The 19,628-nt window shown below is 55.7% G+C and carries 17 protein-coding genes; 5 read left to right on the forward strand and 12 right to left on the reverse strand.

Annotation, left to right across the window (positions count from 1 at the left end; all coding sequences use genetic code 11):
- Window positions 1–37 precede the first annotated feature (37 nt).
- Window positions 38–1,192: a beta-ketoacyl-ACP synthase III gene (locus QQL54_RS11305; protein ID WP_284390718.1), complete on the forward strand. Its 1,155-nt coding sequence runs from the start codon at window positions 38–40 to the stop codon at window positions 1,190–1,192.
- Between the two features lie 68 nt (window positions 1,193–1,260).
- Here QQL54_RS11305 and QQL54_RS11310 read toward each other — a convergent pair whose 3' ends face one another.
- From QQL54_RS11310 to QQL54_RS11320, 3 genes are all read right to left on the reverse strand, one after another.
- Window positions 1,261–1,605, reverse strand: a complete 345-nt coding sequence (locus QQL54_RS11310; RefSeq protein WP_284390719.1) for a DUF6481 family protein — start codon at window positions 1,603–1,605, stop codon at window positions 1,261–1,263.
- Between the two features lie 127 nt (window positions 1,606–1,732).
- Window positions 1,733–4,003 (reverse strand): TonB-dependent receptor family protein, encoded by a 2,271-nt coding sequence (locus tag QQL54_RS11315; protein ID WP_284390720.1) that lies wholly within the window; start codon window positions 4,001–4,003, stop codon window positions 1,733–1,735.
- Window positions 4,004–4,265: 262 nt separating this feature from the next.
- Window positions 4,266–4,736 carry a RidA family protein gene (locus QQL54_RS11320; RefSeq protein WP_284390723.1) on the reverse strand — a complete coding sequence of 157 codons (471 nt, stop codon included), beginning with the start codon at window positions 4,734–4,736 and terminating at the stop codon, window positions 4,266–4,268.
- 71 nt (window positions 4,737–4,807) lie between these two features.
- On the opposite strand from QQL54_RS11320, the gene QQL54_RS11325 reads away from it, so the two are divergent.
- Both QQL54_RS11325 and QQL54_RS11330 read left to right on the forward strand, forming a co-directional pair.
- Window positions 4,808–5,404 carry a nitroreductase family protein gene (locus tag QQL54_RS11325; RefSeq protein WP_284390725.1) on the forward strand — a complete coding sequence of 199 codons (597 nt, stop codon included), beginning with the start codon at window positions 4,808–4,810 and terminating at the stop codon, window positions 5,402–5,404.
- A 259-nt stretch (window positions 5,405–5,663) separates the two neighbouring features.
- Entirely contained in the window at window positions 5,664–6,287 is a 624-nt protein-coding gene (locus QQL54_RS11330; protein WP_284390727.1) for a CIA30 family protein, read from the forward strand.
- Window positions 6,288–6,298: 11 nt separating this feature from the next.
- Here the strand turns inward: QQL54_RS11330 and QQL54_RS11335 are convergent, their stop codons facing one another.
- The 7 genes from QQL54_RS11335 to QQL54_RS11365 all read right to left on the reverse strand — a co-directional run bounded on the left by QQL54_RS11335 (window position 6,299) and on the right by QQL54_RS11365 (window position 13,537).
- Window positions 6,299–6,649 (reverse strand): DUF6768 family protein, encoded by a 351-nt coding sequence (locus QQL54_RS11335; RefSeq protein WP_284390730.1) that lies wholly within the window; start codon window positions 6,647–6,649, stop codon window positions 6,299–6,301.
- 3 nt (window positions 6,650–6,652) lie between these two features.
- A complete protein-coding gene (locus QQL54_RS11340; protein ID WP_284390732.1) occupies window positions 6,653–7,213 on the reverse strand; it encodes an RNA polymerase sigma factor in 561 nt (186 codons plus the stop codon).
- An 81-nt stretch (window positions 7,214–7,294) separates the two neighbouring features.
- Window positions 7,295–8,191, reverse strand: a complete 897-nt coding sequence (locus tag QQL54_RS11345; RefSeq protein WP_284390734.1) for a hypothetical protein — start codon at window positions 8,189–8,191, stop codon at window positions 7,295–7,297.
- A 97-nt stretch (window positions 8,192–8,288) separates the two neighbouring features.
- Complete coding sequence (locus QQL54_RS11350; RefSeq protein ID WP_284390735.1) at window positions 8,289–9,461, reverse strand: isovaleryl-CoA dehydrogenase; 1,173 nt, start codon at window positions 9,459–9,461, stop codon at window positions 8,289–8,291.
- 2 nt (window positions 9,462–9,463) lie between these two features.
- Window positions 9,464–11,287, reverse strand: coding sequence for an acetyl/propionyl/methylcrotonyl-CoA carboxylase subunit alpha (locus tag QQL54_RS11355; RefSeq protein WP_284390737.1), 1,824 nt, complete (start codon window positions 11,285–11,287; stop codon window positions 9,464–9,466).
- Window positions 11,288–11,303: 16 nt separating this feature from the next.
- Window positions 11,304–12,896 carry a carboxyl transferase domain-containing protein gene (locus QQL54_RS11360; RefSeq protein ID WP_284390739.1) on the reverse strand — a complete coding sequence of 531 codons (1,593 nt, stop codon included), beginning with the start codon at window positions 12,894–12,896 and terminating at the stop codon, window positions 11,304–11,306.
- Window positions 12,897–13,042: 146 nt separating this feature from the next.
- A complete protein-coding gene (locus QQL54_RS11365; RefSeq protein ID WP_284390741.1) occupies window positions 13,043–13,537 on the reverse strand; it encodes a nuclear transport factor 2 family protein in 495 nt (164 codons plus the stop codon).
- Window positions 13,538–13,721: 184 nt separating this feature from the next.
- Here QQL54_RS11365 and QQL54_RS11370 point away from each other — a divergent pair, with 184 nt between their 5' ends.
- Both QQL54_RS11370 and QQL54_RS11375 read left to right on the forward strand, forming a co-directional pair.
- Window positions 13,722–14,390, forward strand: coding sequence for a DUF2959 domain-containing protein (locus QQL54_RS11370; RefSeq protein WP_284390744.1), 669 nt, complete (start codon window positions 13,722–13,724; stop codon window positions 14,388–14,390).
- A 134-nt stretch (window positions 14,391–14,524) separates the two neighbouring features.
- On the forward strand, window positions 14,525–15,658 hold the full coding sequence (locus QQL54_RS11375; RefSeq protein ID WP_284390746.1) for an MBL fold metallo-hydrolase: 1,134 nt from the start codon (window positions 14,525–14,527) through the stop codon (window positions 15,656–15,658).
- Between the two features lie 6 nt (window positions 15,659–15,664).
- Here the strand turns inward: QQL54_RS11375 and QQL54_RS11380 are convergent, their stop codons facing one another.
- On the reverse strand, window positions 15,665–17,227 hold the full coding sequence (locus QQL54_RS11380; protein WP_284390748.1) for a calcium-binding protein: 1,563 nt from the start codon (window positions 17,225–17,227) through the stop codon (window positions 15,665–15,667).
- A gap of 205 nt (window positions 17,228–17,432) precedes the next feature.
- Window positions 17,433–19,613, reverse strand: a complete 2,181-nt coding sequence (gene katG / locus QQL54_RS11385; protein ID WP_284390752.1) for a catalase/peroxidase HPI — start codon at window positions 19,611–19,613, stop codon at window positions 17,433–17,435.
- Between the last annotated feature and the right edge of the window lie 15 nt (window positions 19,614–19,628).

Consider the following 19,628-nt stretch of genomic DNA (forward strand, 5'->3'; position numbering starts at 1 on the left):
TGTCAGCATCGCTAAACGGGCCGCTTAGCTGCGCAGGATGTTACTCGTGAAAGCCGTTATCTCCTCCACTGGCTTGTGGACTCCGGACCAGTCGATTTCCAATGAGGAACTGGTCGAAAGCTTCAATGCTTATGTCGACAAGTGGAATCGTGAGAATGCTGACGCAATAGCGGCAGGAGAGCGTGATGCGCTGGCCCATTCCTCGGCTGAGTTCATCGAGAAAGCCTCCGGAATTAAGAGCCGTTTTGTGCTCAGCAAAGATCCGATTTTAGATCCTGACACGATGGCGCCGCGTATTCCAGCGCGTCCAAATGACGAACCGTCCGTGCTGGCAGAAATGGCAGTCAAGGCCGCCGAGAATGCGCTGGAACGCGCGGGTAAAACGGCGGCTGACGTGGACGCCGTGATTGTCGCCTGTTCCAATCTTCAACGCGGCTACCCCGCTATCGCGGTGGAAGTGCAGGACTTGCTCGGTGTTCAAGGCTTTGGCTTTGATATGAACGTGGCCTGTAGTTCCGCGACCTTCGGTCTCGAAGCCGCGCGCGGCCTCATTTATGGCGGCCAAGCGAAAAGCGTACTCGTCCTCAATCCGGAAATTTGCACGGCCCATCTGAACTTTAAAGATCGGGACAGTCACTTCATCTTTGGTGATGTGGCAACCGCAATCTTAGTGGAGCGTGAGGATGTGGCCCCGGCAAGCCATTGGGAAATCATTGGTGCAAAACTGGTGACCCAATTCTCCAATAACATTCGCAACAATTTCGGCTTCCTCAATCACACCGCGCCCGAGGATAACGGGATGCAAGGCGACCGTGGTCGCAAGGGGCTGACAGATAAGCTGTTTGTTCAAAATGGTCGCAGCGTCTTTAAAGAGGTCGTGCCCTTGGTCGCGCGCTTGATCACGGATGAAGCCGAAGGCCTAGGCATCGACCCCAATGACCTCAAGCGTCTGTGGCTGCATCAGGCTAACCTCAGCATGAATGTTTTAATTGCGAAGAAGGTGCTCGGCAAAGACGTGAACATTGAGAAAGCGCCCGTCGTGCTGGACGAATATGCTAATACGTCGAGCGCGGGCTCAATCATCGCCTTCCATAAACATAGCGATGATTTTCAAGATGGAGACACAGGGCTGATCTGCTCATTTGGGGCGGGCTATTCAGCGGGTGCAGTCTTTGTCCGCAAAGTTGGGTAGAGCGGACGATCTTAGCCCATAAAAAACCCGGCTTGAGCCGGGTTTTTAAATTCGTTTTTTATTCGAGACTAGCGTTTCGTCCGGGCCTTACGCGCCGCATATTTAGCGTCACGACGAGCTTTCTGCGCGCGGACCATTTCTTCTTTCGCTTTCTTTTTAGCGACTTCGGCCAGCTTCTTCTTACGTTCGCGTTCAGCTTTTTCGGCTTTCTCGTTTTCGATATTAGCGGCCTTCTCTGCGGCACGCTGTTTTTCGCGTTCTTCACGGGCGGCGTTTCGGGCCGCGCGTTCTTCCATCAGCCGTTCTTTTTCGGCTGGATCGAGTTGCTTTTCCTGCGCACGTTTCAACATGGCCAATTTGGCCTCTTTTTGCGCCTGAAGGCGGTCGTTAAATGTCTGACCGGGTATGCTCATAAATTAGGGTGCTCTTAGACTTGTTCGTGAGAAGCGCGCTATATCGCGACACTTCCACCATAAATCAAGCCAAAGGCGCTGTATTTACCGTGAAAGGCCGACTTAGGAGGCGACCCTCATACGCATCCTAGAAATCGACACTGACCCCGGCGAAGAGTTCGCGCGGTTTTCCGGGGCGCAGACCATAAGGTCGACGGGCCGCAATGTAGGTCTCGTCAAACAAGTTCTCCGCTTTCACCCGCAGCCGGACAGTCTCACTCAGCTGATAATAGGCTGACAGGTCCACGATCGTGCGCGCGTCGATCCGCTCATCTGCTGCAACGGATCCCTGACCCGCAATATTGCGGGTTTCTGAAACAGTATTCAGCAGCGCGTCCAACCCCCAGCTGTCGCCTTCCAGGCCAACGGTCAGGGTAAATTGATGGGTTGGAACGTAAGGTAGGCTGTCGCCTGCTGAAACGTTGCCGAAGAAACTATCCGCGAATGTACTTTTGATCTCGGTTTCAGTCCATGTGTAGGTGGCGGATACGGGGATCCGTATGTGACCCGCTGTAAAAGCGTAATCGAGCGTGGCTTCCAGTCCGTAAACATCGACTTCGCCGGCATTGAAGGCATCGCCGATCTCACATTCCGAGCCGCCCGCACTATTCGTGCACTCGCCGAGCAAGTTGGAATAATCATTAAAGAAGCCGATCGCTTCCAACCGTAAATTCCCGGGCCGCGAATTCCCCTGCGGCGCATATCGGAAACCGGCTTCCCATACCGTGCTTTGTTCGGCGTCCGTGCTTTGACGCGAAGAGACGGACGGGGCGGAGAAGCCGCGGTGTACGCCGCCCAGAACCGACAGGCCGTGGTCGAAATCATAAATCGCTGACAGAGCCGGTAGCCACTCCGTATAGTCATTGTCGCGCTCAGAATCTGGCGTGAGGCTGCGATCTGGCGTGTTCCAGCGACGTTGCTCGGTGCTGACATCTTCCACGCGCAGGCCGGCTGTGACCGATAAGGCCCCGATTTCGGTTCGGTTCTCTAGATAGGCGGATAGGGCTTTGGAGGATGACAAACGGTTGGCCTGTGTGCCGGGCGCGTTGTCGGTGGTTAGAATTAGTGCAGTATTATCGATCCGGTATCCGTCCTGATCTTGAAAGCGGTCGACCTCATCCTCGTGATAGCGCAGTGACGCGGTCAGATTATGTGTCAGGGTTCCTGTCTGGACGGTCCCTGCAACCGCGGACTGGATGCCTTGCGTGTAATAGGTACGGTTGTTGGCCCGTAGCTGTAGGGCGTCATCCGGAGAGACATAGCCGGGTGCGCCTTCTAGCACTTGGAATTCTTGCGAACAGGTCAATGGATCGCGCAGGATTTCATCAAGGCTGTTGCAGGCGCCGTTGCCGGAGAGTTGTGAATTGTCGAACCGGTCGAGCTTGACCCAATTGCGCGAAAAATCGGTCCGGTAGGCAATGGTCGTCATGTCCCAGTCATTGCCGAGACCAATGGTGTGGGTCAGTTGGTAAGTCTGGCGGTCATTATCCATTCGGTCCAGCGCGGACGCATTGTAGCGGCGCAGGGGGTTGGCATCGAAGTCAGCTTGGCTGAGACCAAGATAAGTCTCGTCGCCGTCCTCATCCTTGCTTTGCAGCTTCAACTCGAAGGATTGATTGGGAAGATAGGCACCAAGTTTGACGACATAATCCTGCAGCACAAACCCAGTGTCGCCCGTATCTAACTCCTTGAATCCATCGGTGCGGTCTTGAAAGGTTTCGACCAAGGCGCCTAGGTCAAACCCGTTGAAGGCTTTGCGGCCGCCAACCCAGGCATGGGTAATAAGGCGATTATGATCGGATAAGAGTAGATCGATATGTCCTGATGGTTCTTGCGGAATGGGGGTTGAGAAAAATTGGATCGCACCAGCCGTCGTGTTGGGGCCATATTTAATTGTCGCAGGGCCCTTAGAAATCTCGACCGCGTTCATCCGGCCCGTGACCGGGAAATAATAGGCGGCGGGCGCAGAATAAGCGGCCGGTGCAGCCAAAACACCATCTTCCAAGATGACAATTTTGGATGATCGATCCGCCCCGGATCCACGTAATCCGATGTTGGGACGAAGGCCGTACCCATCTTCTTCTTGAAGATTGACGCCGGGTACCCGACGCAGCACGCGGTTGATGTCGGCGTAAGTTTGCTCAGCGAGGGCATCAGCGCCAATGAAGGTGACCGCGCCCGGAATATCATTGGCGTTTCCAACCGTGCCGACGACAGTGATGATGTCGAGATTGTTCAGATCAGGATTGGTCTGCTGAGCAAAACTAGGGGCGGCGAGAAGGCTTGAACCGATTAGCAGTGTCGCGGCAAGAACAGGTCTGCGTGCGGCTTGATGGCCGAGGAATAGGGATGGGGTCATGACTTAGACGTATTTCTGTGTCTGCACGGTCATCCTGCAATGGCGCGTGCCTCATCATATGTGCGTCCGCTGCTTGGGCCAGCAGCCGGGCAAGATGGGGTCCGGGCAATTGCAGGATCATTCCCGCGCTCTCCTGCACCTGCGAACCATTCGCAAGTTCTATGGCGGCTATAGGAGGCGCATATAATTTTGGCAACTGCAAATCATTCGCAAAATGCAGTTAATTTTGAAACTGTCTCTTAATGACTCTTTTCAGGCTCAACTAAGCCGGATCGATCTCGGCAATGCAGTCGATTTCGACAGCGACATCCAGCGGCAGGCTGGGTGCGGAGACGGCGAAACGAGCATGTCGACCAGCGTCGCCGAACAGGGCGACCATGAGGTCGGAGCAACCATTGATAATTTGAGGAATGGCGGCGCCAGTGGCCTCCGGAGTGGCCTGAACAAACCCACCTAGCTTTACGATGCGCCGGACCCGGGACAGGTCGCCTCCGCAAGCGGCTTTCAGTTGAGCGACAATGTTGAGGCCACATAAGCGCGCCGCGTGCTGACCGTCTTCAACTTTTAGGTCTTTCCCCAGTCGGCCTTGGATCATGATCTCGCCAATCTTACTAATTTGACCGGAGATAAATACCTGATTGCCGCTGATCACATAGGGCACATAATTGGCCACTGGAGCCATCGGCTCAGGCAAGCTCAGGCCCATCTCAGTCAGTTTGGACTCAATTGACATTTTTACGGCTCCATTTCTGTGCGATTTGCGTATGAAGTTCGCGACCCGCCGTCCAGCCCGAGGAGTTTTTCATGCCTGATTCTTTTCCCCTTCCTGCTTGGAATGAGGGGGTTCTGGATTTTCTTGCTAGCCGACGAAGCAATCTGGCAAAGTCGATGAGTGAGCCAGGGCCGGATGCAGAGACTCTTGAGACGATTCTCGAAATCGGGACTCGGGTTCCAGATCACCGCAAGCTAACGCCGTGGCGATTGGTTGTCTTTCAGGGCGAGGCCCGCGCAGCCTTCGGGGAGGTGCTTAAAGCGGTCCACCGGGACGATTACCCGAACTATCCAGAGGATCGGCATCAATTTGAAGCTGACCGTTTCTTGCGGGCTCCAATCATTATCGCTGTTATTAGTGCGCCGAAACTCTGCCCGCGCGGGACGCCAACTTGGGAACAGCAACTGTCGGCAGGTGCTGTTAGTTTCAATCTTTGTCTCGCTGCGCAAGCGTCTGGGTTTGGCGCGCAATGGTTGACGGAATGGTACGCCTTTGATGCGAGAATCAACGCCGCACTTGGTATGAGTGAGGGAGAACAAGTAGCCGGGTTTATTTATATTGGAACGCCAACACAGCCGGCAACGCCAAGAATGCGTCCGGACCTCAGCGACGTCGTGCGGTTCGCTTAACATAGGTTATATGAGTGTGCTCAACTCCGGTCATTCACAGTCAATCACACCAATATGAGGTGACAGAGACTGACTGCGATATTATCTAGATTTCATGGAAGGGCCTTGTGCCCGGCCTATCGTCCCTGGTCTCCATTGCGCCCCGTGAGACCGGGGACCTTCTGGCCCAGTACGCCTCTCTGCGACATTGCGACATGAAACGGATCGTCCCTGCGGGGCGTATCAATTGTTCATTCCTGTTTTAGAAATACCTTATCGCATGCTCTATCGATCCATCACAGTCTTGCTGCCACTCCTGACCTTTCTGGCCTTAGGCGTGGTGGGATGCGCGGCGTCTGCACAGGGGACGTCAGGGGATCGCATCACCCAGAAAGACTGTATCATGAAAATGGATCTCTCCGACTCCGACACGCTCAACGCTTGGCAAGTCGTCAATGATGGGGTCATGGGCGGCCTGTCCCAAGGCGCAAGGTTCGCCGAAGAGAATTACATGGTTTTTCGCGGTATTATCAACACAAACGGCGGTGGTTTTTCGTCAATCCGAACAGCGATGCGGCCCGGACAGTTGAGCGACGCAGAGGGGATCCGGTTGCGGATCCGGTCAGACGGCCGTGACTATAAAATGACATTCCGCACATCAGAACGCTGGCGGGGGCGTTCTGTCTCTTACCAGGCTGCCATCCCAATCACGCCTGCGGGTGAGTGGGCCCATGTCCTCGTGCCGTTTGATGCACTCGACACAACCGTCTTTGGACGCCGCGTAAGAGTCGACCCGTTCGACAAATCCGACGTGCGTGAACTGGGTATCATCCTCGCCGACGGCCGCGACGGCCCGTTCCGATTGGAGATCCGAAGCTTGGGGTGCGCGACCAAAGAAACGTAGCCGCACGACCCTTACCGAGACGTGTCCATCAACAGTCCCAAGCGGCGCACTTCGGATGTGATCGCTCGGCGATTTAACTGCATGTTGAACCAGAGTTTCAAGGCGATCTGCGCCTGTCCGAAGAGTAGGGCAAAGACGCCTAGCCGGATCAATTCGGCCAAATCATTTGTGCCAAACATTTTGAACAAGCAGATGATAAGCCCTGCCGAAAAAAAGATAGCGCCAATGATCGCGCCAATACGCAAGACGCTGCCCGGTCCTTTGAAACTCTCGAACGCTTCTTTGTAATACCCAGTCTGGTCGATCGGATCACCGTCCAATTGACGGAAGGCTTGGTCTATCTGTGTGTCTATATCGGTCATGGTCTACTCCTTCAGATGTGTGGGTGGGTCGAGTTGGTCTCGCAGGCGTGCCCGCGCCGTGTGTAGTCGCGACTTTATGGTGCCAGTTGGCACGTCAAGCATGGCGGAGAGATCCACCAGCGACAGTCCTTGAACATGAAACAGGGTCAGCAAGCGCCGATCTGCCTCTGACAGTGCATAGAGCGCTTGTTTCAAATCGATGATGGTCTCGCTTGGTGCCGAGTTGCTATCGTCGACTTTGATCTGATCTTGCAGATTTCGTCGTCGAATTGCGGCGCGCTGGCCATCAGCTGCACGGCGGGCGACTATCGTGAAGGCCCAAGACCCGAAACGTTCCGGAGTCCGCAACCGCCCAATATTGCGGGCCATGGTCAGGACAGCGTCTTGGACCACATCTTCTGCTATATCAGGTACGCGAGACTGTGCGAACCGCATCATGCGGGGATGCCAGAGCCGTATCAGCCGGGCAAAAGCGTCGCGGGCTTCCGGACTAGTCTTGTCGGATGCGATCACGGCCAGATAGGCCGTTTGTCGTTCCAGTGCTGTTCTTTTCGCCTGCTTCATGATCGTTAGTCGTTAGGGGCGAGAGAAAGGTTCAATCTATCGTCCCAAATTCTTATGTCGCATATCGGGATGATGGGCGGATCAGTTATCGCGCCACCAGGCGGGAGAGCGTCCAGGTTGAAATTGGCCTACATCTCTATCTGTATTGACGTCAGGGTGGGGCATGAGAGGCCGTCGCTGCCGGGCGGATCTCATCGCATCGTTGCTCACCGGACCGACCACCGTGTAACATTGTGGGGGGGCATAGGCGACACAGTCCTTTTCCGTTGAGCCGGAAACAATGACTCCGACAACAGATATTTGCGCGCCATCGACGGTAATCACCGGACTGCCTGACAGGCCGGGATAGGCGTCGAGATCGGACGTGACCGCTGAGACAAGTCCCAACCAGCGCGCCTCGAGTTGCGTGAAGGATTGTGCGAAACACGTCATTGGATGGGCTTCGGACAGAAAATCACAACTTACTGCCGCAAGTGTAGACTGGCTATCGGTGAGCGCTTCAGCATCGAGATCAAGCGGCCTCAACGCAGAGATGGGAAGCGGCCGAACGCCCGGATCAACCGTGATAGGGATAAGAATGATGTCATCGATATGTGTAACGAAAGGGAGGCCGTTACCGAACCTACGCTCAAGATTTTTACCAGACAGGGCCAAAGGTTTTGCGTTGGGGTCCGTGCCAAATACGATCAAGTCAGGGGCTCTTAACCGGCCTGATGGGGGTCGGTACAAAGTGTGAGCTGCCGTCAAAATATAGGTCGTGCCATCTTCACTTAGCAGGGCAAGGCCGACCCCCTTGCCGTATGAGAGTCGGTTTTCGATGTCATAGGGGATAAGCTGGACCACCGCTTCCGCGACCCGGTGTTCGGCGGCGTCGAGGGAGAAGCGTAAACTGTCATCCCCGATGAACAGGACCTTGTCCCGAACATCCTCCAGCCGCTTGTCTAGCGCGGCGCGCAACTCGCCCGTGCTGTCCTGCATCGGAATTAATGAGGATTTGTTACTTGTCGCGCAACTCAGCAGACACACCGCCAGGACGGTGGCACCGACAGAGTGAGCGGATTTCACAAAGAGTGATTTACGCCGTTTCGGCAAACAATTCTCTTCCGATCAGCCAGCGGCGAATTTCACTCGTGCCTGCGCCGATTTCCATCAACTTAGCGTCGCGTAACAGGCGGCCCGTGGGATAGTCATTGATATAACCATTCCCGCCCAAAAGTTGGATCGCATCGAGCGCCATTTGCGTGGCTTTCTCGGCGGCGTAGAGGATGCAGCCGGCGGAGTCCTTGCGGGTCGTCTCGCCGCGATCACAGGCTGCCGCGACGGCATAGCTATAGGCGCGAGCTGTCGAGAGACTGACATACATATCCGCCAGCTTGCCTTGGATGAGCTGAAACTCGCCGATGGATTTTCCGAACTGTTTGCGCTCGTGAATATAGGGCAGGACCACATCGAGACAGGCCTGCATGATGCCGATCGACACGGCAGACAGCACAACGCGTTCATAGTCGAGGCCGCTCATCAGGATTGCTGCGCCTTGGCCCAGTTCGCCGACAACATTCTCTTCCGGTACGAAACAGTCTTCGAAAACCAGCTCGCATGTGTCTGAGCCACGCATACCAAGTTTGTCGAGTTTCTGCGCCGTGGAAAAGCCATCGAAGCCCGGCTCGATCAGAAAGGCGGAGACGGATTTGCTGCCCGCGCTAGGGTCGGTCTTGGCGTAGACCAGCAATGTGTCAGCCGTCGGCGCATTGGTGATCCACATTTTATTGCCATTAAGCAGATAGCCGCCCTGCGCACTCTCTGCCTTGAGCTTCATGCTCATCACGTCTGAACCCGCGCCGGGCTCACTCATGGCAAGGCTGCCGAGATGTTCGCCAGTGACCAGCTTGGGCAAATATTTCGCTTTCTGCTCGGCGTTGCCCCAGCGCTCGATCTGATTAATGCAAAGGTTGGAATGCGCCCCATAAGACAGACCGATTGAGGCTGAGGCGCGGCTCACTTCTTCGATAGCGATCATATGTTCTAGATAGCCGAGCCCAAGTCCGCCCTGTTCTTCTGAGACGGTAATCCCGTGCAGGCCCAACTCACCCATTTCGGGCCAGAGATGGCGCGGAAAGACGTTGGTTGTATCGATCTCTGCCGCGATGGGCGCGATCTTGTCCTGCGCGAATTGATAGACCGTCTCGCGAATGGCCTCTGTCGTTTCAGAATGACCGAATTGCAGTGTCGGGTAGGGGGTGGTGGACATAGTTATTTATCTTCCTCAAGACTGACGAGCGCATCGCCGTCCGTGACCAGTTCGCCGGTCGTTGCATTGACCTCTGCCACTACACCGTTGCGAGGAGATTTTAGCGTCATTTCCATTTTCATCGCTTCGAGAATGATCAGCGGTTGGTCGGCTGTGACCGTGTCGCCCACTTTCACAAGAAGGGAAATCACCTTGCCCGGCATGGGCGCAATGACTGTGTCCGCGCCGAGCGCCGCCGCAAGTAAATCAGCCGGCGCGCCGACAATGGCTCCCCGATTTCCAGTGCGTAGATGGCCGCGGTTGACTCCATGACCCCGGCGCAAGGGCAGTTCCACCACCTCACCATCAACATAGGCATGATGCACGGTTCGCGGCGGTAAGTTAAGCCGCCAACCATCTATCTGACCGAAAGGCCCGATACCGGGCTTAGGCCCAAGAGACTTCGCCAGAGTGTCGACACGGTCGGATAGGACGGTGAGATCATGGGTCGCAATAAAGGACGTATCAATCTTGCCGACGCGGAAGTCTTGATGATCTAGACAGGCTTGCAGGAACGCCGCGTTGGTCTTGACGGGCAGCGTCGCCGTCTGAGCGCAGGCCGTAGAGAGGGCCCTAATCGCGGACTTTCGATTCTTTGCATGAATGATGAGTTTGGCGATCATCGGGTCGTAATGGCGAGAGACAAGGTCCCCGCGCTCAAACCCTGTATCAACCCGCGCTGATGTTGGAAGGCTGAACAGGTGCAAGCGCCCCACGCTTGGTGTGAAATCGGCGTCCGGGTCTTCGGCGTAAAGGCGACCTTCAATCGCATGGCCGCTCATCGTAATATCATTCTGGTCGGGCAGAGCTTCACCTTGCGCGACGCGAATCTGCCATTCGACTAGATCCAGACCCGTGATCTCTTCCGTTACTGGATGTTCGACTTGTAGTCGCGTGTTCATTTCCATGAACCAGAACCCATCTGTGCGCAGCGCGCCAGACCCATCGACAATGAACTCGACCGTGCCTGCGCCTTGATAATTCACGGCTTGCGCGGCGCGGACGGCAGCGCCAGTCATCGCGTCTCGGACCGCGTCGGTCATGCCGGGGGCCGGGGCTTCTTCGATGACTTTCTGGTGGCGGCGTTGCAGCGAGCAGTCGCGTTCGAACATATGGACCACATTACCAAGCGCGTCGCCGAAGACTTGGACTTCGATGTGGCGCGGCGACTGGATAAATTTCTCGATCAGAACGACATCATTACCAAAACTGCTCGCCGCTTCGCGCTGGGCGGAGGCTAGGGCGGCTTTAAATTCGGCGGGCGCTTCGACCTTACGCATCCCTTTTCCGCCGCCCCCAGCGACGGCCTTGATCAGAACCGGATAACCGATCTCTTGCGCTTGTTGCGCCAGATGATCCGTATCCTGATTGTCGCCTTGATAGCCGGGTGTGACCGGCACGCCGGCTTTCGTCATCAGATCTTTGGCGGCATCCTTCAGACCCATCGCTTCCATCGCCTCCGCCGACGGGCCAATGAAGATAATATTCGCGGCCTGACAGGCGCGAACAAAAGCGGGGTTTTCAGAGAGGAAGCCATAGCCCGGATGGACGGCGTCAGCGCCGGTTTCTTTTGCTGCGGCAATGATTTTGTCGATCACCAGATAGCTTTCCCCAGCCGGAGCCGGGCCGATATGAACAGCCTCATCAGCCATACGCACATGCAGCGCATCGCGGTCGGCGTCGGAATAGACCGCTACCGTATTGATGCCCATCGCGTTTGCTGTTCGCATCACGCGACAGGCGATTTCGCCGCGATTGGCAATCAGGATTTTTGTAATCTTGGTCATTGAAAAACTCTCTCGATCACATCCGGAAAACGCCGAAATCCATCTCTGGAATCTCTGCGTTCGCGCTCATGGCAAGCCCAAGACCGAGGACCATGCGTGTGTCTTCGGGTGCGATGATGCCATCGTCCCAGATACGGGCTGAGGCGTAATAAGGGTGACCTTCTTCTTCATATTTGTCGCGGATCGGCTTCATGAAGGCTTCGCGCTGCTCTGCGCTCCAACTGTCACTGTCGCGGGCCACATCGGCGAGCACATTGGCTGCTTGCTCTCCGCCCATGACGGAGATGCGCGAATTGGGCCACATGAACATTAAGCGCGGCTCATAGGCGCGACCGCACATGCCATAATTCCCGGCGCCGTAAGAGCCGCCGACGACAACCGTGAATTTCGGCACTTGGGCGTTGGCGACAGCATGGACCATTTTCGCGCCATGTTTAGCGATGCCGCCCGCTTCGGCTTTGGAGCCAACCATGAAGCCTGTGATATTCTGTAGGAAGAGTAGCGGAATTTTGCGCTGGCAGCATAGCTCAATGAAATGCGCGCCCTTCATGGCGCTCTCAGAGAACAGCACACCATTATTGCCGAGGATGCCGACGGGATAGCCGTGGATTTCAGCAAAGCCTGTGACCAAGGTCGGGCTGTAAAGCGACTTGAATTCGGTGAACCGTGATCCATCCACAATACGCGCGATGATTTCCCGGCAGTCATAGGGCTTGCGAATATCAGCAGGCACGACGCCGCCCAATTCGTGCGCCGGATAGAGCGGATCATCGCCTGTGCCCGTTGGCAGAAAGTGCGGGTCCTTCGGTTCCAAAGTTGAAACGATGTCGCGCACAATCGACAAAGCATGATCGTCATTGGCGGCCAGATGATCGACCACGCCGGACTGGCTTGCATGCAGCATGCCGCCGCCCAGCGTTTCCGCGTCAACATCTTCGCCCGTCGCGGCCTTCACTAAAGGCGGACCGCCGAGGAAAATCGTACCTTGATTGGCGACGATAACGGCTTCGTCGGCCATGGCGGGCACATAGGCACCGCCCGCTGTGCAGCTGCCCATAACGCAGGCGATCTGAGCGATGCCGAGTCGCGACATTTGCGCCTGATTGAAAAAGCTCCGCCCGAAATGGGTCTTGTCGGCAAACATTTCGGCCTGACGTGGTAGGTAGCCGCCGCCACTATCGACGAGATAAATAACCGGTAGATGGTTCTCCAGCGCGATGTCTTGCGCGCGCTGCTGCTTTTTCCCGGTCATCGAAAAATAGGTGCCGCCCTTCACTGTCGGGTCGTTGCAGATGATAATGCATTCGCGGCCTGACACGCGACCAATGCCGGTGATGATACCCGCGCCCGGCACTTCGAACTCATACATATTGTGTCCCGCAAGCTGGGACAATTCCAGAAAGGGTGAGCCGGGATCCAGCAAGCGCTCAACCCGTTCACGCGGCAGAAGCTTACCGCGGGCGACATGTTTATCCTTTGCGCGCTTTGATCCGCCTTGCGCATAGTGAGTGACCAATTTTTGCAAGTCTTCCGTCAGCGCAGCCATTGCGGCGCGGTTTTCGGCAAACTCCGTCGAGGTCGTATCGATTTTTGTGGGCAGGATAGGCATAAGCGCGTGGTTACGGCGCACTTAAGGGCAAGGCAATGCGTGAATCCGTATGGTCTTGATCCGAAATAGCCGGAATCACGCTGCAGAGTACGCAAGTCGCCTAAAGCTATGGCTGAAGCGCATACTCCAGACGTCTCGTCGGGAGCCTATTCACCCATCGCATCGACATGCGCCGCGGTGTCGGTATATTGCTGAAACGTTGTGAGTTTCCCGTTCTGAACGGTCCAGACGTGGACAAACGGAGCATCCATCTCTTTGCCTGTCGTTTTGTGCTGAGCCTTATAGTGTCCAAGTGCGACAACACGCTCTCCGTCGACAATGAACTCTTCGGGGGTCGCGTGGAAATAGTCCCACTCCCCGCCGAGGCGAGAGAATAATCCGCTGAGAATTTTGTCGGGGCCGATATACGGATTCAGATCGGCGTAGGGATTGCCTTGGGCTTCGTTCCAAACAATGTCATCCGCCATGACGCTCGTGACCTTGGCCATGTCGCCCTCAGCAAAGCCATCATAGATCGTCTGAATAAGCGTTTTTGTTGCGGGTTTCGCCGTCATGGTGATCGTTTCGGTTGGTGTATGTGTGCATGCGACTACCGCAGACCCGCAGGTAGAGATCATCAGGATTGACAGAAGGGTTTTCATGGTTGCGCTCCGGTTGGTCTTTTTGACGTCAAATGATGACGCACGTCTCAACCGAATGGAGGCAGGGCCTAGGAATCGCAAGGGACTAGATAGAGGATCGATGCGCCCTCCATGGACATTGAAAGGAACCAACCTAAGACTTCAGGGTTAGTGATAAGGTTACGGGACAATTAGGATGACAAAAATGAACGGAATGATGCGCGCGGGACGGCCACTAATCGGGATTATGGCGGCCTTGGTTGCACCGACAATATTGTCCGGCTGCGCGACCGCTGCGTATGAAATCCAGGAACGGTTCGGGATCGAGAAGCGCGATATTCTTGTCGACCGTGTTGAAGATGTCGCAAAGTCCCAAGGTGAGGCCAAAGAGGAATTTGAGAACGCACTAGAAGCGTTTCGTGCGGTTGTCGATGTAAACGGTGGTGAGCTTGAAGCGACCTATGACAGGTTGAACCGGGCCTATGAACGCGCTGACAATCAAGCGGATGAAACGCGGTCACGCGTCGCCTCTGTGAAACGAGTTTCGCGCGATCTATTCAAGGAATGGGAAGGTGAACTGTCGCAATATTCGGATGCGGGGCTACGCCGGACGTCCGAACGCCAACTGCGTGAGACGCGGCAGCGATACGATGTCCTAGCTGACAAGATGGATGCCGCGACTGCGTCTATGGATCCGGTATTGTCCGTCTTCAGCGACCGCGTTCTCTATCTCAAACATAATCTCAATGCGCGGTCGATTGCGGCGCTGAGTGCGGAAGCGGCTGACCTTGAAGGGGATGTTGCGCGCCTGATCGCTGAAATGGAGCAATCCATCTCTGCCGCTGATGCCTTCATCCAGACCATGCGGGGCTAAAAACTTCTGAGCCCAGGCTCATCTATGGCTGACGCCGCGCCCTGTGCTGGTCGCATCTGATGTAGAATACATTGCATGGTCGATAAGCGTGGAGTGCCGTGGACGGCTCCGCACCGTGCCGCTATGCAAGCCGCATGAAAAAACCCGCCATCTTAAAGTCCAAACGGCCCTCCACTCCGCATGACGCCTCGCTGCTCCCCGAAGGCCAGGGGCGAGACCGAAGCTCGAAGATGCTGGAATTTATCACGGACGAAAAACCACAACCGGGTGAAGTGCGCGAAATCGCGGACGGCGTGTTCTGGCTACGCTTTTCCCTGCCCATGACAGGACTCAATCACATCAATCTCTATGCGATCCGCGACGGGGATGGCTGGGTGGTAGTCGATACGGGCATCGCCATGGCGGAGAGCAAGCGGCAGTGGGAGGGCCATTTCCGTAAGCTGATGGGCGGCCGGCCCGTCAATCGCGTGATTTGCACTCACCTTCATCCTGATCATACGGGTCTGGCGGGGTGGATCTGCCGAAAATTTGGCGCGCCGCTGTTAATGACGCGCGGCGAGTATTTTCTCTGTCGTCTGCTGGTTGCCGACACGGGCCATCCCGCCCCGCAAGCGGGCATTAATTTCTATCGCAAGGTCGGTTTCACGACGGATCAGATCGAGCTCTACAAGAAACGCTTTGGCGGCTTTGGCAAGGCTGTCAGCGAACTGCCTCATGCCTATGATCGGTTGACCGATGGAGAGTGGGGCAAAATTGGCGGGCGGACCTGGCGCATTATTATTGGTTCCGGTCACAGTCCGGAACATGCGTGTCTCTATTGTGAGGAATTGGGCCTGTGTTTGACGGGGGATCAGTTGTTGCCGAATATCAGCTCTAACGTTTCCGTCTGGCCCACGGAACCGGAAGGCAACCCGCTCGATGACTGGATCTCATCCTGCCATAAGCTGATCGCTGAGCTGCCTGAAGATACGTTGATTGGTCCCGCGCATGGCATCCCGTTTCGCGGTGCGCATCGCCGCCTGAACAAGCTGATCGAACATCACGAAAAGGCGCTCGACCGTCTCTATGAATTTTGTCGCGAGCCGAAAATGGCGACCGAAGTTTATTCCGTTCTCTTCCGCCGTCCAATTGATGACGGAAACCGGATCATGGCGGTGGGTGAAGCCGTCGCGCATTTGAACTGTTTGAAGGGGCGTGGGCTGGTGTCGCGACGTCTGAATGACGCCGGGCAGTTTACCTATAAATCTCGCGTGCCTAGGGTGGCTTAGCTCGTTTTAAAGATGGAAATGATAAGCTTTCAGGTCTGAGACTAGGGTATTTTCAATGATCAGAATGTCATTTCCCGGAAGCGTAATCCTAACATGTGCAGCGTCTTGAGCCATCAGACTCTGCAAGACACTGAAGCTTGCGATTTGAAAAGTCGATAGATCAACTTTGTCAGATGAGGCGACTTCAAAGTCCATGATTTTGTCGATGCCGTCACCTGGACGCATTTCGAATAGGTCGTCCCCCGCGCCGCCCCACATCTTGTCATTATCAATCCCGCCATGGAGCGTGTCTGCGCCAGCATCGCCGTAGAGACGATCCGCGCCTGCGTCGCCCTGAAGATTGTCGGCGCCGTCTCCGCCGCCCAGGGCGTCATTGCCGTCTCGGCCAACAATTGTATCCGCGCCGGCTTGTCCACGTAGAAGATTATTGCCGCTGGATCCGTAGATTTGATCGTCAAAGAGCGATCCGTCGATGGATTCGATGGATATCAAAGTATCGAAATCCGCATCACCGCCTGATGCGACAGGTGTCTGTGCGCTAATATCTATCGTGACGCCCGCGAAAGAGTGGAAATAGTTGACGGTGTCAATGCCAGCCATTCCGTAGAATGTATCCGATCCTGGCCCACCAAACATGCGGTCATTCCCGTCTCCGCCATCGAGAATGTCGTCTCCAGCTCCGCCGAGCAGCGTATCATTGCCGCCAGCACCCGTCAGTTTATCGTTCCCCGCATTTCCTTCCAAACGGTCGATCCCATCAGCCCCTCGAATGGAGTCGTCGCCGGAGCCAGAAATGATTCTGAAGGTTTCAAAAAGGTTTGCCGCGACAATAGCGGCGGCAAAAGGAGATTGGCCGTCTGGATAAACAATAAAAAGTTGCGTCCCGACAGCGGTCTTAAGGTCGTCGGTAATGTGGTTCAGGGTCACATTAAGATGATCTGTGCCATTTCCGCCATGCGTCTGATGTCTGTCATCGATCGATTTAGGAACAAATTTGACCTTATCATCACCGTCCCCAAGCTGAAGATTACTGATCCGTTCAATATTGGATACAACAGTGCCATCCGTCAGAGTAAAGTTTGCCCCATTTGCCAAAAGGAAATTCAGGGTGATGTCCTGCACGTCTGACAGGCCAGAGCGCGGCAGCTTGAGCAGATGGTCAAATCCATCACCCCCATCGATTGTGTCCGGTCCAGTATCTCCAGCGAAACCTCCGACAAAGAGCCTGTCATCCCCAGGTCCACCTAGGAGCGTGTCTTCGCCAGAATCGCCATCAAGTTCATCGTCTCCAAGGCCACCATCTAACTCGTCATCAGATGTGTATCCGGTCAATGTGTCATTTCCAGACCCACCGAGAATCTTGAATTTCGTGAAACCCTCACCTTTGACCAGAACTACGGGCGGATCCGAATGCGTCATTTCGTAAGTTGAGTTGCCCGATGTGGTCAGATCAGCTGTGAGTGCGGGGGCTTCGATTACGAGCGTATTTATCCCTGGGCCGCAATCAACATGATGGTAATCTCCAAGGCTGGTTAGAACGACGATGATCATATCGTTGACGCAAGACATAGGGATCTCTTTAAATCTTATGGTTGTATGTTTGTGTATTACATATCATATAACCGTCCCGATTTCACCCCGCAATACTAACCGATTTGCCTTTGAGTTTTTCGCTCTTCATGGCTTCCGGCTCCAACCAAAAAAGCCGCGCCACCAAGGGAGGGGTGACGCGGCGTCTTGACCCGCCGGGGACAGCGGGCTGGGGGTTTATTGTCTAACCTACCAGATCAAACCGGTCGGCCATCATGACTTTGTCCCAGGCCTGGACGAAGTCGTTTGCGAACTTCTGCTTATTGTCGTCTTGCGCATAGACTTCGGCGTAGGCACGCAGGATCGAGTTAGAGCCGAAGACGAGGTCGGCACGGGTCGCCGTCCATTTCACGTCACCGGAAGCGCGGTCGCGGATTTCATACATATCGTTGCCGACTGGATGCCATGTATTGCCCATATCGGTCAGATTGACAAAATAATCCGTCGAAAGCGTGCCCTCGCGGTCCGTGAATACACCGTGCTTATTGCCGCCATGATTGGCACCAATCACACGTAGGCCGCCTAGCAGCACAACAAGTTCTGATGCCGTCAGACCCATAAGCTGTGCGCGGTCCAAGAACATCTCGTCCGCTGATCCGGCAAATTGCGCCTTGGCAAAATTGCGGAACCCGTCGGCGAGCGGTTCGAGCGGTTCGAAACTCTCAGCGTCGGTCATCTCGGCCGATGCATCGCCGCGGCCCGGCGCGAACGGAACATCCACATTAAGACCGCCAGCCTTAGCAACGGCTTCAATGCCAACATTGCCGGCCAGAACAATGACGTCGGCAATGGAGGCACCCGCCGCATTGGCGATGGGTTCCAGCACTGACAGGACGCGGTTCAGCTGTTCAGGCTCGTTGGCCTCCCAGCTGCGCTGCGGGGCGAAGCGGATACGCGCGCCATTCGCGCCGCCCCGTTTGTCTGAGCCGCGGAAAGTGCGGGCGCTGTCCCAAGCGGTCGCAATCATTTCAACTGGTGTCAGGTCGGTCGCAGCAATCTTCGCCTTGAGGGCGTCCACGTCATATGATGCCGAGCCTGCCGGGATCGGGTCCTGCCAAATCAAATCTTCATCGGGCACGTCCGGGCCGATATAGTTGACCTTCGGCCCCATGTCGCGGTGAGTCAGCTTGAACCAAGCCCGGGCGAACGTGTCGCGGAAATAGGCCTCATCAGCCATGAACTTTTCGCAAATCGCGCGATATTTCGGATCGACCTTCATCGCCATATCGGCATCGGTCATAACCGGCATGGTCCGCGTTTTGCCGTCATCCGGGTCAATCGGCATGTCGATGTCTTCGATATTGACAGGCTTCCACTGCTTTGCGCCCGCAGGAGAGGTTGTCAGCTCCCACTCGTGACCGAAGAGCATGTCAAAATAGCCCATGTCGAATTTGGTCGGCTCCGTCGTCCAGGCGCCTTCGACGCCGGACGTGACGTGACTACTGGCTTTGCCGTCCGCATTCGGGTTCATCCAGCCAAAGCCCTGATCGTGGAGTTCGCCGCCTTCGGGCTCTGCGCCTAAAGCGCCCGCATCGCCATTGCCGTGGGCCTTACCCACAGTATGGCCACCGGCGGTCAGAGCGGCAGTCTCTTCGTCATTCATCGCCATACGGGCAAAGGTGACGCGGATATGTTCCGCTGTGCGGGCTGGGTCTGGGTTGCCGTTTACGCCTTCAGGGTTGACGTAAATCAGTCCCATATGGACGGCCGCCAGATTAGGGCCAAGCGTATCCGGTTCCTCGAGGTTTCCGTAACGTTGCTCACTCGGGGCAAGCCATTCCTTCTCCTCGCCCCAGTTCACGTCGATCTCCGGCGCCCAAATATCTTCGCGACCAAAGCCGAATCCGAATGTCTTCAAACCCATATTTTCGTAAGCGACCGTGCCTGCGAGCAACATAAGGTCGGCCCAGCTGATCGAATTCCCATACTTTTTCTTGATCGGCCAAAGCAGGCGTCGCGCCTTGTCAAGATTGCCATTGTCCGGCCAGCTATTGAGCGGCGCAAAACGCAGATTGCCTGTCGATCCGCCCCCGCGACCGTCTGAGGTGCGGTAGGTGCCGGCCGCGTGCCAAGACATGCGAATGAATAATCCACCATAATGACCCCAGTCGGCTGGCCACCAGGGCTGACTTTCGGTCAGCAGGGCGTTGAGATCTGCTTTCAACGCGTCGAAGTCCAGCGCCTTGACGGCTTCGCGGTAGTCAAAGTCAGGATCCATCGGGTTTGAACGGGCATCGTGTTGGTGCAGGATTCCTACATTCAGGGCTTCCGGCCACCAATCCTTGTTGCTGCGTCCGGAAAAGCGTGTCGCGCTGCCGTGCATGACGGGGCACTTGCCTTTGGAATTCACTGACATCTCGTTCATGGCTGTCCTCTTTTG

The organism is Algimonas ampicilliniresistens, from assembly GCF_030159955.1.
In the GTDB taxonomy this organism is placed as follows: Bacteria; Pseudomonadota; Alphaproteobacteria; order Caulobacterales; family Maricaulaceae; genus Litorimonas; species Litorimonas ampicilliniresistens.

Bases quoted from the DNA above. Each gene is read 5' to 3' on its own strand.
- QQL54_RS11340 (WP_284390732.1), bottom strand. From the start codon at position 7,213: ATGAAGCAGGCGAAAAGAACAGCACTGGAACGACAAACGGCCTATCTG.
- QQL54_RS11360 (WP_284390739.1), bottom strand. From the start codon at position 12,896: ATGCCTATCCTGCCCACAAAAATCGATACGACCTCGACGGAGTTTGCC.
- QQL54_RS11335 (WP_284390730.1), bottom strand. From the start codon at position 6,649: ATGACCGATATAGACACACAGATAGACCAAGCCTTCCGTCAATTGGAC.
- QQL54_RS11320 (WP_284390723.1), bottom strand. From the start codon at position 4,736: ATGTCAATTGAGTCCAAACTGACTGAGATGGGCCTGAGCTTGCCTGAG.
- QQL54_RS11315 (WP_284390720.1), bottom strand. From the start codon at position 4,003: ATGACCCCATCCCTATTCCTCGGCCATCAAGCCGCACGCAGACCTGTT.
- QQL54_RS11305 (WP_284390718.1), top strand. From the start codon at position 38: ATGTTACTCGTGAAAGCCGTTATCTCCTCCACTGGCTTGTGGACTCCG.
- QQL54_RS11310 (WP_284390719.1), bottom strand. From the start codon at position 1,605: ATGAGCATACCCGGTCAGACATTTAACGACCGCCTTCAGGCGCAAAAA.
- QQL54_RS11350 (WP_284390735.1), bottom strand. From the start codon at position 9,461: ATGTCCACCACCCCCTACCCGACACTGCAATTCGGTCATTCTGAAACG.
- QQL54_RS11380 (WP_284390748.1), bottom strand. From the start codon at position 17,227: ATGTCTTGCGTCAACGATATGATCATCGTCGTTCTAACCAGCCTTGGA.
- katG (WP_284390752.1), bottom strand. From the start codon at position 19,613: ATGAACGAGATGTCAGTGAATTCCAAAGGCAAGTGCCCCGTCATGCAC.
- QQL54_RS11365 (WP_284390741.1), bottom strand. From the start codon at position 13,537: ATGAAAACCCTTCTGTCAATCCTGATGATCTCTACCTGCGGGTCTGCG.
- QQL54_RS11370 (WP_284390744.1), top strand. From the start codon at position 13,722: ATGAACGGAATGATGCGCGCGGGACGGCCACTAATCGGGATTATGGCG.
- QQL54_RS11325 (WP_284390725.1), top strand. From the start codon at position 4,808: ATGCCTGATTCTTTTCCCCTTCCTGCTTGGAATGAGGGGGTTCTGGAT.
- QQL54_RS11375 (WP_284390746.1), top strand. From the start codon at position 14,525: ATGAAAAAACCCGCCATCTTAAAGTCCAAACGGCCCTCCACTCCGCAT.
- QQL54_RS11330 (WP_284390727.1), top strand. From the start codon at position 5,664: ATGCTCTATCGATCCATCACAGTCTTGCTGCCACTCCTGACCTTTCTG.
- QQL54_RS11355 (WP_284390737.1), bottom strand. From the start codon at position 11,287: ATGACCAAGATTACAAAAATCCTGATTGCCAATCGCGGCGAAATCGCC.
- QQL54_RS11345 (WP_284390734.1), bottom strand. From the start codon at position 8,191: ATGCAGGACAGCACGGGCGAGTTGCGCGCCGCGCTAGACAAGCGGCTG.